This window comes from Sphingobacterium sp. SGR-19 (genome assembly GCF_011043555.1).
Classification (GTDB): Bacteria; Bacteroidota; Bacteroidia; order Sphingobacteriales; family Sphingobacteriaceae; genus Sphingobacterium.
Map to the genome: position 1 here is coordinate 41,937 of NZ_JAAKGS010000002.1, position 15,715 is coordinate 57,651.

At 43.7% G+C, this 15,715-nt stretch carries 8 protein-coding genes; 6 read left to right on the plus strand and 2 right to left on the minus strand.

Annotation, left to right across the window (positions count from 1 at the left end; all coding sequences use genetic code 11):
• Positions 1-249: 249 nt before the first annotated feature.
• Positions 250-846 carry a hypothetical protein gene (locus G5B43_RS04190; RefSeq protein ID WP_165293477.1) on the minus strand — a complete coding sequence of 199 codons (597 nt, stop codon included), beginning with the start codon at positions 844-846 and terminating at the stop codon, positions 250-252.
• A 327-nt stretch (positions 847-1,173) separates the two neighbouring features.
• On the opposite strand from G5B43_RS04190, the gene G5B43_RS04195 reads away from it, so the two are divergent.
• From G5B43_RS04195 to G5B43_RS04215, 5 genes are read left to right on the plus strand one after another with little or no spacing between them, the layout of a single operon-like run.
• Entirely contained in the window at positions 1,174-3,933 is a 2,760-nt protein-coding gene (locus tag G5B43_RS04195) for a hypothetical protein (protein ID WP_165293478.1), read from the plus strand.
• A 10-nt stretch (positions 3,934-3,943) separates the two neighbouring features.
• Positions 3,944-5,491, plus strand: a complete 1,548-nt coding sequence (locus G5B43_RS04200; RefSeq protein WP_165293479.1) for an MGH1-like glycoside hydrolase domain-containing protein — start codon at positions 3,944-3,946, stop codon at positions 5,489-5,491.
• Positions 5,491-7,071 (plus strand): glycoside hydrolase family 28 protein, encoded by a 1,581-nt coding sequence (locus G5B43_RS04205; RefSeq protein ID WP_165293480.1) that lies wholly within the window; start codon positions 5,491-5,493, stop codon positions 7,069-7,071. Before G5B43_RS04200 ends, G5B43_RS04205 begins: the two co-directional genes overlap by 1 nt.
• A gap of 4 nt (positions 7,072-7,075) precedes the next feature.
• On the plus strand, positions 7,076-9,865 hold the full coding sequence (locus G5B43_RS04210; protein ID WP_165293481.1) for a glycosyl hydrolase family 95 catalytic domain-containing protein: 2,790 nt from the start codon (positions 7,076-7,078) through the stop codon (positions 9,863-9,865).
• The gene (locus G5B43_RS04215) at positions 9,865-13,353 is read left to right on the plus strand and encodes a malectin domain-containing carbohydrate-binding protein (RefSeq protein ID WP_165293482.1); all 3,489 of its coding nucleotides are present in this window, start codon (positions 9,865-9,867) and stop codon (positions 13,351-13,353) included. The genes G5B43_RS04210 and G5B43_RS04215 overlap by 1 nt, the downstream gene beginning before the upstream one ends.
• 280 nt (positions 13,354-13,633) lie before the next feature.
• Here the strand turns inward: G5B43_RS04215 and G5B43_RS04220 are convergent, their stop codons facing one another.
• A complete protein-coding gene (locus G5B43_RS04220) occupies positions 13,634-14,509 on the minus strand; it encodes an AraC family transcriptional regulator (RefSeq protein ID WP_165293483.1) in 876 nt (291 codons plus the stop codon).
• Between the two features lie 535 nt (positions 14,510-15,044).
• Between G5B43_RS04220 and G5B43_RS04225 the strand changes: the two genes are divergently transcribed.
• Positions 15,045-15,710 carry a DUF3826 domain-containing protein gene (locus G5B43_RS04225; RefSeq protein WP_206367234.1) on the plus strand — a complete coding sequence of 222 codons (666 nt, stop codon included), beginning with the start codon at positions 15,045-15,047 and terminating at the stop codon, positions 15,708-15,710.
• Positions 15,711-15,715 lie beyond the last annotated feature (5 nt).

A 15,715-nucleotide genomic window follows, 5' to 3' on the forward strand; every position in this document is an offset into this window, starting at 1 on the left:
CGTAAATAAATAGTAAAAAATCGTAGCGAAACGAAAGATAAATGATTGAATTAAAAAAGTGAATGTAATAGTGTCGCTCTGCATGTTGATGTTTTAGACGCTGCAATACTAGCAATGACACGTTACCCAAATATTAATAACATATTACTATACTGTTATAGGTTCCTCTTACAGACGGAGTAAAAAAAAAGGCTACCGGTTTAAAGGTAGCCTCGGATAGAAAGAAGCAATATCTATTAAAATTGTGTCTTATGAATTCCGCTTCATTTGTTCGTCAAGCAGCTGGCGTTTTAACTGCTGCTCTTTTTCCAATGATTTCTTGCGCAATGTTTGCAGTTCATCTTGCAATTGTTCTGAAGTCTTCTTATGCTCGTTCGTATCTACTTTCGCTTTTCTGAAAGAAGCTAACGTTATTAAAAATGCCAATACGAAGACGATAATAATGCTCCAAACCATCGTGTGGTAAGATCCTTTTGCGAAATCAATACCGAGAAAAGAAATGCTATTCGTTTTATGTTGTTCAGCTTGTAATGCGGCATCCAATGTGGTAACCGAATCCCGTAGGGAACTGATAGTGCCCGTCGAAGAAGAAGAATTTGCCTTTAGTGTCGCGATCTCTTTTTGGTATCGGGAGATCGAGTCCAATACATTTTTTCGTACGATTTCCAGGTTGGTGCGACGGATCAGTTTAAAGTCTCCTGCTTGTGACTTGGACATATTACTTAAATTGCTGAATTGCTCGTTCAATGTGCCTTCTTGGATGGCGTACGGCAGCATCCGTTTATTTTGTCCGAAAAGTGTGGTTGTCGATACGATAAAAGCGAAAAACAAGAGTTTTTTTAACATAAGTTTTGAGATAATTAAAATAATTTTTCCCCTAATGGAATGCTAAAGTTGAAAAATAAAAAAGGGATTTGCAAAAAATAAAATGATTATATGGCCGAAAAGGAATGGCTTTTACTATAGTATGTTTGCTTCTTTTCTCTGTAACATCCATGTTATGAAAGGTTCGGATGATAACATGCTGTAATAATTAGATAATTATACAGAGGAAAAATACCGATATTAATTGTTGTTTTGAATAACTGATATAGACGTGTATCTGCGTTTAGATTTTTTATAATACATATCCGTTTAAAGAAGACGGATTGATCAAGAGAGAGAAGAAGAAAGATGAAAGTTTTTTTTAGGTATATTGTAGTATTTTATTTATGTGGGCTGGTAGGTCTGGCAGACCTAATTGCCGGTCCTGTCCGCATCCTCTATGCCGAGGACGCCGTAACGAACAAGCAGCGGTTGCAGTATGCCGTTGATAAGATGGTCAATGCTACAGGTCAACAATCATCCGTGTTCCGTTTTGCAGAAACAACATTGAAAAAAGACGATCTTGTGTTGGGCATATTGGGCGAAACAGAACATTGGGAGAAGTTTGTTCCAGCAATGTTGTTAGAAAATTTAAAAGGAAAAAAAGGCAAAGAATCATTCCTTATCTATAGAAAAGACAAAAAATCACCGCTCATTGTTGTTGGTAAAGATGAAACAGGACTGCTGTACGGATGTGAAGAAGCAGAGAGAAATGAGTTTTATGAAAGCACTTCCATTTCTTTCATAGACGGGCCGGAAATGGTGTTGCGTGGAACAGCTATAGGTATGCAGAAAACCAAATATCTACCGGGACGTGATGTATACGAATATCCTTATACCGAAGATTTGTTTCCATGGTTCTATGACAAGGAACGATGGATACAGTATCTCGATATGATGTTGGAGAACCGCTACAATACGTTGTATTTGTGGAATGGACATCCTTTTTCGTCGTTGGTGAAATTGAAAGATTACCCTTACGCAGTGGAAGTGGACGACGAAACGTTCGCCAAGAATGAAGAAATCTATCGATTCTTAACGGAAGAGGCGAACAAACGAGGGATCTGGGTCATTCAGATGTTTTACAATATTCTGCTTCCAAAACCCTTTGCAGACAAACATGGTCTGAAGACTCAGGAAAGAAACCGGGTCATTACGCCGCTCATAGAAGATTATACGCGTAAATCCATCGCTGCATTTGTCGAAAAATATCCGAACGTCGGGCTACTCGTTACATTGGGGGAAGCGATGGAAGGCGTCGGACAGGACGATATAAATTGGTTCACAAAAACGATTATTCCCGGTGTCAAAGACGGTCTTAATGCTATACATAGTAAACTGGAGCCACCAATCATTTTGCGGGCGCACGATACCGACGCGCCGGCCGTAATGAAGGAGGCGTTACCAATCTATAAGAATTTGTACACGATGGCGAAGTTTAATGGTGAAGCCCTTACCACATACGAAACACGGGGGAAATGGGCGGAACTTCATCAAACATTAGGCAGTATCGGTACGGTACATATACAAAATGTACATATCTTAGCAAACTTGGAGCCATTCAGATATGCGGCACCTGATTTCATACAGAAATCGGTAAAATCAATGCACGATATCCATTTTTCCAATGGTCTGCATCTATATCCTCAAGCTTCTTACTGGGATTGGCCGTATACGGCAGATAATACGGAAAAGCGCTTGTTACAAGTTGAACGCGATTGGATGTGGTATAAAGCTTGGGCACGCTATGCATGGAAAGCTGATCGCCCCGAATCGGAAGAAAAAGCCTATTGGTCATCTTTATTGAGCGACTATTACGGCATTTCAGCGAAAGATGCAACCAATCTCTTAACCGCATTGGACGAAGTTGGAGAAATATCGCCGAAGATTCTTCGTCGTTTCGGTATTACAGATGGTAATCGCCAAACCTCTTCGTTGGGCATGTTGATGACACAACTTATCAACCCATATCGATACGGACTCTTTACCTTGCTTTATGAATCAGAAGCACCGGAAGGAGAGATGATCATTGACTATGCGGAAAAGGAGTTCAAAGGCGAGCAACATACCGGTGAAACGCCCATGCGTGTTGCGGACGAGATTGTAGCACATGCAAATAAAGCAGTAAAGGCAATAAAGGAGATTGAGCGGGCTGCGAACAAGAATAAAGAGGAGTTTCAGCGTCTGATAAATGATGTCTATATACATCAAGCGCTTGCCGAGCACTATAGCTTCAAAGTAAAATCCGCTATCCAGTTATTGGCATATAAGTATACGGAGGATGTAGAATCTCTGCGTAAAGCATTACCGGACTTAGAAAAAAGTGTAGAAGCTTATAGAGCACTGACAGATTTGACAGCGGATACGTATCTCTATGCCAATAGCATGCAGACAAAGCAAAGGAAAATACCCATGCGGGGCGTAGATGCAACCTTTAAGCACTGGACAGAGATGTTGCCTGTTTTCGAAACCGAACTACGGAATTTTCGGCAAGCGATAGATTCGATAGCTGCGTCAGCAGGAACACCAAAAAAAGAACGTAAATTACTTCGGGAAAAGGAAATTCAAGTAAAAGCCGATGTACAGTATACAGCGTTGAAGAAAGGTGCGAAACTGCACTTGGATCAAGAACTGGTGGTTACCCATCTGGCGAACGAACTCGAGGGCATGAAAGCCGTTATGATAAATTCCGAGGAACAGAAGTTGCACGGAACGACACTAGCATTTGAAAGTGACCAAAATGTAAAAGTATTGGTAGGATACTTTAATAATACAGATAAAGTATTTGCACCCAAGCCTGTATTGGAGATCGACGCGTCTGCTAATGACTACGGGCAGGCGGAAGCCAAGGTTCGAAATGCGCTGCGTATACAATATATGCCCATGTTGGATATCCATACGTATTCGTTTCCGAAAGGGAAAAACGAGCTCAAAATACCGAAAGGAGAAGCGCTGATTTTAGGATTTGTATCCGACGATGAGCTTCAACATGCCTACAACGCCGATGTTGACAACCAAGGCGATGATATGGACGATCTGTTTGGCTACTACGAAGAAACTAAATTGTAACAGAATAGCAATGAATATAAAGATAAATAAATTCGCAAGTATGCTGCTGTTCCTCTTACCAGGGACCCTGATGGCGCAGGAGGATCTAAACATCAAGCTGGATGCCTATGTCGATAAATTTAACAGCCAGGATAACGAAGCAGTCATCAACAAGATTGATAACAAGAGCTCTGCAGCGTGGATGAAAAACAACATCCCGTTATTTGCCTGTCCGGACAGCGCGATAGAGGAAATTTATTATTTCCGGTGGTGGTCTTACCGGAAGCACATCAAAGAAACGCCCGAAGGGACGATTGTGACAGAATTTATCGAGCCTGTCAAGCATGCGGGGAAATATAATTCGATCAGTTGTGCTCTAGGGCATCATATCTATGAAGGGAGATGGTTGCGGAACAACGATTTTTTGAAAGAGTATGTTGATTTTTTTCTCTATCATGCCGACGAGGGGCAAAACAGACCTAGGTTTCACCAATTCAGCTCTTGGCTGCCCGACGCATTGTTGGCCTATTACATGGTGGATAATGACCGAGAATATTTGACAAGTCGTCTGAACGATCTAGATAAGGATTATCTGAAGTGGGAAGAAGAACGGCAGTTAGAAAATGGTTTGTTTTGGCAGCATGATGTCAAGGATGGTATGGAAGAGTCCGTGTCCGGTGGGCGTAGAGAAGAAAACATGCGACCAACCATCAATAGCTATATGGTTGCCAATGCGCGAGCACTATCCGCGGTGGCAGAAATGGTCGGTAACGATAGCTTGAGGCGTAATTATGATACAAAGGCGGAGCGGCTAGCAACGTTGTTGGTAGATTCGCTTTGGGATGAACAAGACAACTTCTTTAAGACACGTCTCGAAAAAGGCAAAGGATTACACCCTGCACGGGAAGCCATTGGATTTATTCCTTGGAGCTTTCATATCGTGCCTAACCATCGTTCCTACGCCGAGGCTTGGAAACAAGCTGTCGATACTGGGGGCTTTAAAGCACCTTGGGGACTTACTACGGCAGAGCGCAGAGAGCCGACTTTCCGTACGCGAGGTTCCGGACATGGCTGTGAGTGGGATGGCGCTATCTGGCCGTTCGCCAGCACACAAACCTTAAGGGGGATGGCAAACTTTCTAGCAGATTACAAGCGCGGGAACACCATCACGAAAGACGACTTTTATGAAGCCGTGCAACAGTATGCCGCATCGCATGTGATGGATGGTAAGCCATATATCGGTGAATATCAGGATGAAAGCACCGGCTATTGGTTGAAAGGTGATCATCCTCGTAGTAAGTTTTACAACCACTCTACCTTTGCCGATGTCGTGATCCAAGATCTTATCGGGTTTAAGCCGCAGCTTCGTAACGGATTTGAGCTTAAACCGCTCATTCCACAAGGGCAATGGGCCTATTTTACGCTGCAAGGTGTATCGTATAAAGATAAGATAGTCGATATCTATTGGGATGAAAGTGGTGAGCAATATGGAAAAGGAAAAGGATTAACCGTATATGTGGATGGTCAGCGTGTTGCTAAATCGAAAAAATTAAAACCGTTAAAAGTTAACTTAAAGTAATGAAAAAAGGAATCATAGTATTATGGCTGTTTGTGGCAGCAATGGGAATATCTGTACAAGCACAACAATTTTACAACGTATTGGACTATGGTGGAAGCAATGATAGTACCGGATTGAATACCGATGCGATTGCCAAAGCTATTGACGCTGCGGCAAGTAAAGGTGGCGGAACAGTCTATTTTCCAGCAGGGAAATATATTACCGGTCCAATACACTTTAAAAGCAACATCACCCTTTTTATCGATGCGGGAGCGGAGCTGCATTTTAGTGATGATTTTGATCACTACCTGCCAATGGTAGAGTCCCGTTGGGAAGGAACGGAAGTAACGAATTTTTCACCTTTAATCTACGGCACCGATTTGGAAAACATCGCGATTGTAGGTCGCGGGCTCATCGATGGGCATGGAAAAAAATGGTGGGGATATTCCGAAGTAACCATCCGTGAACAAAAAGAAGGAGAAGAAACAAAATGGCAAAAGGAATTTAAGCGGCTGAACAAGGACGTCTTGGCGCCAGATTTGCCGGGATGGGTTGAACGCGGCTTTTTACGTCCGCCTTTTATACAGTTCTTGCGTTGCGAGAATGTTCAGATCAAAGATGTCAAGATACAAAACTCTCCTTTTTGGACAGTGAATCCCCAGTATTGTGATAACGTTACCGTCGATGGCGTGACCATCTATAATCCCGAGTCACCAAATACCGATGGCATTAACCCCGAATCTTGTAGCAATGTGCATATCGCCAATTGCCATATTTCCGTCGGGGATGACTGTATCACCATCAAGTCCGGTAAAGATCGTTCGGGTCGTAAAGTCAACATTCCGGCCGAAAATTATACCATCACCAATTGTACTATGTTGAACGGACATGGCGGTGTAGTCATTGGAAGTGAGATGTCAGGGGGTGTGAAGAATATTGTCATTTCCAATTGTGTGTTCGACGGTACAGATCGCGGGATTCGCCTCAAAACGGCGCGGGGTCGTGGTGGTGTCGTTGAAAACATCCGGGTCAGCAATATCGTGATGCGAAATATTCGCGATCAAGCTATCGTATTGAATATGCAATATGCAAAAACGGAAGAGGAACCGGTCAGCGAAAGGACGCCTTTGTTTAAAAATGTGTATATCAGCGATATGGCTGGAACGACCAACAGGGTCGGCTTAATACTTGGACTGGAGGAGATGCCTGTTGAAAATGTAAGTTTCAATAATATCAATATGCAGTCGAAATCGGGATTTTCTGTTGCCAACGCAAAAAATATCTCCTTTAACAACGTGCAGGTAAATGTGGCGGATGAACCGTTTATCAAAGCAACAAATGTAAGCGGACTTCATATTAATGGAATCCAAAATTATACACCAAAGGCAGATCGCCCTATGTTGGTTTTTGAGGGGGTAACAGATGCGAATATACAGCAGAATTTCCCAAGTACCGGCACGAATACCTTCCTGGAACTTATCGGAGACGAAAATAAAGATATCTTCATACACAGCAATAATTTTAAAAATCTGCAACAGACCGTAATAGGTAATACGGCATCGGCTGTTTTGACCAACAATATTGACGTACAAAAGAAATAATAATATGCGCTTAACGTTTTTCTTTCTTTCTTTTTATATAATGGGTATCGTGACCGTGCAAGGGCAAAATAGGCTCTGGTATGATGAACCTGCTCGCGAATGGGAAGAAGCCTTGCCGATTGGCAATGGAAAGATGGGCGCCATGATATTCGGTGGCGATACGGTAGAAGAAGTGCAGTTTAATGAAGAAACACTTTGGACGGGTGAGCCACGGAATTATAATAAACTGAGTGCTCACCGATACCTAGACACGCTCCGGCTCTTGATAGAACAGGGCAAGCAGGATGAAGCTGAAAAGTTAGCGATGGACGAGTTCATGGGTCTGAAGAGCGAATCGGAAGACAATAAGCCGTGGCTGGAGAGGATGGGAGCGGAGAGAAAGAAAGAAGACGGCGCATATACATACGATTTCGATGATACAGGTTGGTCGACGATTCCCGTGCCCTCATACGAAGGCTGGGAAGAAGTGGGTTTGGAAGGAGTTGACGGAGCTGCTTGGTTTCGTACGACTTTCGTGCTCACGGCGGACGACCTAAAAAGTGACTGGGAGCTGGATCTAAATCGAGTTCGGCAGTATGATTATACTTATGTCAATGGCCAATTGATAGGCCATGAAGAGGGGGATGGGACAAAGCGTTTGTATACCGTTCCGAAGGAAATTCTTCGGGAAGGAACGAATGTAATTGCTGTGCAGGTGATTAACCTAGCAGGCAAAGGTGGAATTTCTGGATACAAAGACACTAGCATCCCTATTGGCTTGAAAAATGTAGCCGGGAAGTTTATCTCTATTGTTGGCGAATGGAAGTACTGGATACAAGATTCCAACGTGCCTAAGGTAGGGGTATTCCAAGCTTCCTATCAGCCGTTTGGCATATTGAAGTTTCGTTTTCCTGAGGGAGATACCCAACAATATGAACGTAGTCTAGACCTGGAACGCGGGTCGGCGGAAGTAAAATACAAACAAGCTGGTATTCAGTTTACAAGAACATATTTCGCGAGTTACCCAGACAATATGATTGCCATTCGCCTAGCGGCGGATAAACCGGGTCAGGTTTCTTTCGCCTTAGCGATGGAAACCAAGCACGAGAAACATCGTGTGTGGAAGGTCGACAACCATACACTTGGCATGACAGTCAATGTCAAGGGAGGAGCATTGGAAGGAACGTCCTTTTTAACTGTCAAACTAGACGGGGGAACGATAACGGAAAAAGAAGGTCAGTTGTATGTGCAAGGCGCCAACGCGGCTGACGTGTACCTTACGGCAGCAACGAATTATGGAGATTACAAAACACTTTCTCCGGATTATATTGCCCCTGCCGAGGCCCATCATCAAAAAATACGGAAAAAATCCTTCTCGAAGTTGTTGACGGCCCATGAGCGTGATTATGGTGACCTTTTCAGTCGGTTCAGTATCGACCTGGGCGGGGAAGCGCAGCGCGCTATCCCGACGGATGAACGCTTGAGACGATTTGAATCTGCTGAAGATCCTGATCTGGTTGCGTTGTATGTGCAGTTTGGGCGCTATTTGCAGATCGCGAGTGCCCGCGCGGGAACACACCCTGCCAATCTGCAGGGAATATGGAATCCCTGGTTAGAACCGTCCTGGGGAAGTAAGTATACGACCAATATCAATCTGGAGATGAATTATTGGCCGACAGAAATGCTTAACCTGAGCGAGCTGCACGGCTCTCTGTTCCAGATGATCCGGGAGCTGAGCGAGGCGGGCAAAGAGACGGCTCGTGCGTATTATGGGGCGCGTGGCTGGGTACTGCATCACAACACCGACGTGTGGCGTGGCACAGCACCGATCAATAATTCCAATCACGGTATATGGCCTGCTGGAGGCGCTTGGTTGGTTACCCATCTCTGGGAACAGTATCTCTTTAATCAGGATCCCAAAATTATTGCGGAGCATTATGATATCATTAAGGGTGCAACGCTTTTTTTTAAAGACTTTTTGGTGAAGGATGAAAAAACGGGCTGGCTGGTCAGCACGCCATCCAATTCGCCCGAGAATGGTGGATTAGTAAAAGGACCGACCATGGATCATCAGATTGTTCGGGCATTATTTCGTGTTTTCACTGAGTCTTCCAAACTGGTGAATAGAGATGCTCTGCTACGGGACTCCATACAAACGATGATCCCGCAGATTGCACCAAACCAAATTGGTCAGTATGGCCAGTTGCAAGAATGGCTGGAAGACATCGATGATCCGGACAATAAACACAGACACGTGTCGCATCTATGGGGCTTACATCCCGGTAACGAAATTAATATGGACGAGACACCGGAACTAGTTGAAGCCGCGAAGCAGTCCTTAATTATGCGTGGTGATGATGGCACCGGCTGGAGCTTAGCCTGGAAGATAAACTTTTGGGCGCGACTAAAGGATGCACAGCATACCTATAAAATGATAAAAATGCTATTGCGACCTGCAGGAAGTGCAGGCGGCTCTTATCCAAACTTATTCGACGCCCACCCACCATTCCAGATAGATGGGAATTTTGGCGGAGCAGCAGGGATCGGGGAGATGTTGGTACAGAGCCATACGTCATTTATAGATATCTTGCCGGCTCTGCCTCGGGAACTTTCCGAAGGGACCGTGCGTGGTATCAAAGCACGAGGGAATTTTGAAATTGATCTAACTTGGGGAAATCATCAGTTAAAAGAATTGTCTGTACGTTCGAATGAAGGTAAACTGCTTAAACTTCGGTATGACGGAAAAGTCGTAGAGATGCCCACGAGCAAGAAGAAGACATACACGTTCGATACAGCACTTAACCTGTTAAAATAATGCGTAAAATCGTTGCCGGTATAGCCGTACTCTTTGTTCTTATTACTTCCATTTTTGCACAATCGCCGCGTCACACGGTTTCGCTCGATGAAGGATGGCACACCATTATGGATGAACAGGACTCGTCCCGGTTTCAAGGTTTTGAACAAATATCATTTGTAGAAACAGGAGATTGGAAAACGGTAGACGTTCCACATAACTGGGATAGCTACGGTGGATATCGGCGCTTGCTTCGAGGAAACCTCTTTGGCCACGCGTGGTACCGCAAAGAGTTCACGGTGCTGCAGAAGCCTCAAGGTAAGCGTTTTTATCTTTTTTTTGAAGGGGTAGGTTCGTATGCTACGGTATGGTTGAACGGAAAGCAGGTGGGATACCACGCTGGAGGACGCACGACATTTACCTTGGATGTAACCGATGCCATTTATAGCGATGGACAAACCAATTTATTAGCGGTGCGTGCCGACCATCCGGCTGAAATTCGGGATTTACCGTGGGTAGATGGGGGAGGTTCTTCGGAGCGAGGGTTTTCAGAGGGGTCACAACCCATGGGGATCTTCCGACCCGTTAGCCTTATTGTCAAGAATGATGTGAATATTGCACCTTTTGGCGTGCACTATTGGAACGATGAAACGGCGGATGAAAGCGGTGCTGATATACAACAGACAATCGAGATTCATAATACGTCAGCTAAGGCGCGTCAGTTAACCATTGTGACGAATGTGCGCGATGCGAAGGGAAAAAAAGTATATAGTAGTAAAGATGTGCAGCAGATGGCTGCGCTTAGTACCAACGAATTTAAGTTGTCGGCTATTCATATCGCCAAACCGACGCTTTGGGATACCGAACATCCCTATTTATATACGATGGAAACCATTGTACAAGAGGGGAGACGGATATTGGATAGATTAGAAACGCCTTATGGCATACGCTCCATACGCTGGCCTAAAGGACTGAAACCTGTAGGGACGAATCAACTGCTTGTCAATGGAAAACCTGTTTTTATTCACGGTATTGCTGAGTATGAACATAAGCTGGGAGGTTCTCACGCCTTTACTGCGGAAGAAATCTCTGCGCGCGTACGCGATATGAAAGCCTTAGGCTTCAATTCTTTTCGAGATGCGCACCAACCGCATAATTTACGCTATCAACAGTTTTGGGATGAGCATGGAATATTATTGTGGACGCAAATGGCTGCCCATATCTGGTTTGACAATGAAGATTTTCGTACTAATTTTAAAAATCTCCTACGTGATTGGGTAAAAGAGCGTCGAAACAGCCCTTCCGTTTTTCTGTGGGGGCTGGAAAACGAAAGTACTTTACCCGAGGACTTTGCCCGCGAGTGTACAGAGCTCATCCGTTCCTTAGATCCTACAGCGTCTATTCAACGCTTAGTGACGACCTGTAATGGCGGAAGCGGTACGGATTGGGATGTGCCGCAAAACTGGACAGGAACGTATGGCGGCGACCATCATACTTACGGAGAAGATTTGAAACGTCAGTTATTGGTCGGTGAATACGGAGCTTGGAGAACGTTGGAATTGCATGCGGAACCCCCTTATCTTCCTAACCATCCGGTGTATAGCGAAGCGCGTTTTACCGAGATCCTAGAAACGAAATTGCGGTTAGCGGATTCCGTAAAAGGGGAGGCTATCGGGCATTATCAATGGCTATGGAATTCCCATGATAATCCGGGACGTATTCAGGGAGGCGAGGGTCTTCGTGATCTGGATAAAATTGGCCCGGTTAATTATAAGGGGTTGCTGACCCCGTGGGGCGAACCGACGGACGCGTATTATATGTACCGGGCACATTATAGCGACAAAAGCGATCCGATGGTCTACATTGCTTCGCATACATGGCCTAATCGCTGGTTAACATCCGGAATTAAAGACGCTATCCGTATCTTTTCTAATTGTGAAGAGGTAGAGCTTTTCAATGATCTGGAAAATATTTCTTTGGGTGTAAGAAAGCATCCGGGATTAGGTAGACCTTTTGAATTTAACGGAGTGAATATACGGTATAATGTGCTGTATGCAGAAGGAAGAAATAATGGGAAAACAGTTGTTCGGGATACCATTGTCCTATTCAATTTACCGCAAAGCCCGAATTTTGAAAAAATGCGCGATACCGAATCAACTTTATTGAAAGGAGAGGCAGATGTCCATTATCTATATCGGGTAAACAGTGGCGGACCCGAATATACGGATATATTCGGTCAACATTGGATGGCAGACCAGCCGTATACGAAATCAACTGGCTGGGGCTCTGTCTCCTGGGCGGACAACTATGATATTTATTCTGTTTTTGCCAGTCAACGGCGAACGTTTGATCCTATCAAGGGTGTGGCAGATTGGCCGCTCTTTCAAACATTTCGTTATGGTTTGGATCAATTAGCCTATCGCTTTGATGTGCCCGACGGAAAATATCGTGTGGAGCTTTATTTCGCTGAGCCTTGGGTGGGTGGGGCCGGATTGAAGGATGCCACGGCGATGCGTATGTTCGATGTGGCAATCAACGACGTTGTACAAGAGAAGAATATCGATATCTGGAAAGAAGCAGGCCACGACGTAGCCCTAAAGCGTGTCTATGAGGTAACCGTGCAAGGTGGGCAGCTGACAGTTCGTTTTCCACATATAGCAGCCGGGCAGGCCATTATTCAGGCGATTGCGATTGCGTCGGTAGATAACAAAGTAAAAAAAGTAAATAAATTTTCTCACTTCAATGCGGAGATAAAAGCAGGAAAAAGTCTAAAAATAGCACGTTGGATGGATATCGGGCAAGTGTATGATTCTGTACAGCAGGCGACCTTCCAACAGTTGCCGGGTTTTCTGTATGGTGCGGATTATTTCCAGATCAGCAAACTGGAGGAGGACTTGACGTTTACGTTCCGGCATCCAACGAATTTCTATCTGCTCGCTAATGGGGAGCAAAAGGGATATGAGTTTATGGGAGACTCGGTGATGAATAACAAAGGAGAATATTTGCAGGTATACCGAAAAGTTTTAAAAAGTGGCGAAGAGTGGCACTTGCCGAGGAACACCAAAGCCGAGCTCGTGGTATTCCAGCAGCAGAGTGGCCTGCAGCCAGCGTTTGACCTTAAGGAGTCTGTAACCTACAAGGCAAACGAAGCGGAGACTTTCCAGGGGATGATGGGAATTCACTTCCAGAAACAAGATCGTTTACAATATACGGAAAATGACGGTTGGGTAGAATTCGAAATTAAGGTTGGGGTGGCAGATGTGTATGCCCTCATGTTGAAATACCATAACGCCTCGGACGAGACCAGAGAAGCCACCATCGAGTTGATTACAATGGATGACGTGGTACTAAAGCCGGCGGAGCGGGTACAATTGGAACCGACAAGAGAAGGTAAATGGAATTATATCGATACCGATACTGGAACGATGATTAATGCAGGTACCTACCGTATTAGGGTAAAGTCTGTCGATGCGAAGGATATTTATATTGATGCTATTGATGTCAAGTAGTCTTTTCTTTTTTTACCTCAAAAAAAGAAACAAAAAACCGACCAACGGGAGCTCATGAATACCAAAATAAACACAAATTCATAAATCGTCGCTGGGAATCTTTGTATAATGGGTAGGTGCAAAGGCAAATTTGTACAAATGCAAAGTTTCCAAGGCGACATTTAGTGTTAAAGAGGGGATAGTACAATACGTAACTAAAAGCGATTAATATTGTTTGGCGATAACGCGAGTAAAACGGCCTTATATTGTTCTGTGGCTATTTTTCAGAAGAAGAAGGAAACTAATTCCTATTTAAATATCTCTTCTTATACTCCAACGGAGTTAACCCCATGACCTTTTTGAAATGGCGATAGAAATTCGATACATTGTTAAAACCACATTCGAAGCAGATCACCTCGGTTGGTAGCTTATTTTCAACTAACAGCCGGCAAGCATGGCTGATACGGATTTCCACTAGGAAGTCGTAATACGTCTTGCGGGTCATCATTTTGAAGTACCGACAGAAAGACGTGATACTGAGGTTTGCGATATTGGCAACCTCCTCCAGTGTGATATCGTTTTTGTAATGTGTATGTGTGTAGTTGAAGATATTGTTCAAACGAATATTGTCCGCTTCATTAGACTGATGAAATGTGGTTTGCGTTTTAACGATGGTTTCACATTCGTCACTTTCCGCTAGCGTTTTCAATATCTGCAATAGACAGATTACCTTTCCGAGACCGCTCTCTTTGACGCAATCGTGCATCAATTGGGCAACCACGCGCTTTGTTTCTCCTTTAATCAGCAAACCGCTTTTGGCTTTTTCAAATAATTTTGGGATTAGGTAGGATTCGGGTAACTGAAGCAGCTGCTTACCCAGACAATCAGGCAGAAACTGCAACACGATAGCCTCAATATTGTAATCGGCGTTGTTTTGAAAATATTCATCCTTGCAACGCCATGCATGTGATAACTTTTCGCCGACCAATATAATTTCGTCTGGCGCAAATTGGCTGATATTATCCCCTATAAAACGGATGCCCTCACCGCGAATGGTGTAATGTAACTCTAGTTCAGCGTGATAATGCCATACATTTCCAAAATTGGGCATGATGTCATGTCTGGCTGAAAATGAGCTTTCTAACTCTGCAGGAAGTTTTCGATATAAAGGTTTCATAAATGAAACAAATTAATCCTTAAACAATGTATCCTTCTGATTAAGTTTTCGAAGATAATATTTTTATTCGGTTATAGATGATAATATACTATAATGAAAAAAGATTGTTACAAGAGTCCTGAAGTCCTTCAGCACCTAATCAGTGTACCTTAGACGGATTTATCGAGAAAAAAACAATTTTCTTTCTCAAAAAAAGTTTATAGATGTCAATGCAATTTTTAAATATATCGATATGATAATATTGTATACTAAGTAGGTAAATTTGGACACTAACAGATAATGCATATTACGTTACTTTGAAGATTCGATTAAAATAATGTTAGATAATAGCAAGTCGTAGAGTTAGAATAGGTTGTTTTTGAGTGTGTTGTATACTGTGTGCTATTCGCTTATACAGCTATAAGAACTTTGATTTTATTGTACGTTTTTGACTTTGTTGTAAACGCCAAAGACGGGTTTTGTACATTGTTTTTTGGGGTGTTGGTTGTTGTAGCTATTAATAAAAATAAAGAGGGAACAGATATAAATTTGAGACATGAAAACAAAAATGAATTGGTGTATGTGCTTGTTGTTGACCTTGTTGGTTAGCAACGGATTTGCGCAAACCGAGCAAGATGAGTATATGAAAGTAATCACCGAGCGATCCGACAAAATTATTGCGGAACTGGGGATCCTAGATTCCATAACCTATTATCAAGCACGGGCGCTCGTCGTAAACCAATATGCGGCGATCAATGCGCATCACGAAGCGCGTGAGGCAGAGATTAAAAAAATCAAAGAGAAGTTCGCCGGACAGGAAGCGTTGCTTGACCAGACACGTGCAACTTACGAAGCGGATGAGGATGCGAGTCTGCGGGTACTGCATGCTGCATTTATTAAGAAATTGGAAGATGTGCTTGCGCCTATGCAGATTGAAGCTGTGAAGAATGGAATGACTTACGGCGTATTGCCCCTAACCTATCGCGCATTTCAGGAGATGATTCCGACATTGAAGAGCGAAGAGAAAGCTTGGATATTACTTTGGCTTACAGAAGCACGTGAGCTGGCTATGGACGCGCCGGATTCGAAGGGGAAACATCAGATTTTTGGTAAATACAAAGGACGTATTAATAACTACCTATCTAAAAAGGGATACGATCTACAAAAAGAGGGGGACGCGTGGAAGGCGCGCCGGGAAGCAGCGAAAACAGAAGCTAAATAAGGTGT

Bases quoted from the DNA above. Each gene is read 5' to 3' on its own strand.
- G5B43_RS04190 (WP_165293477.1), bottom strand. From the start codon at position 846: ATGTTAAAAAAACTCTTGTTTTTCGCTTTTATCGTATCGACAACCACA.
- G5B43_RS04195 (WP_165293478.1), top strand. From the start codon at position 1,174: ATGAAAGTTTTTTTTAGGTATATTGTAGTATTTTATTTATGTGGGCTG.
- G5B43_RS04200 (WP_165293479.1), top strand. From the start codon at position 3,944: ATGAATATAAAGATAAATAAATTCGCAAGTATGCTGCTGTTCCTCTTA.
- G5B43_RS04205 (WP_165293480.1), top strand. From the start codon at position 5,491: ATGAAAAAAGGAATCATAGTATTATGGCTGTTTGTGGCAGCAATGGGA.
- G5B43_RS04210 (WP_165293481.1), top strand. From the start codon at position 7,076: ATGCGCTTAACGTTTTTCTTTCTTTCTTTTTATATAATGGGTATCGTG.
- G5B43_RS04215 (WP_165293482.1), top strand. From the start codon at position 9,865: ATGCGTAAAATCGTTGCCGGTATAGCCGTACTCTTTGTTCTTATTACT.
- G5B43_RS04220 (WP_165293483.1), bottom strand. From the start codon at position 14,509: ATGAAACCTTTATATCGAAAACTTCCTGCAGAGTTAGAAAGCTCATTT.
- G5B43_RS04225 (WP_206367234.1), top strand. From the start codon at position 15,045: ATGAAAACAAAAATGAATTGGTGTATGTGCTTGTTGTTGACCTTGTTG.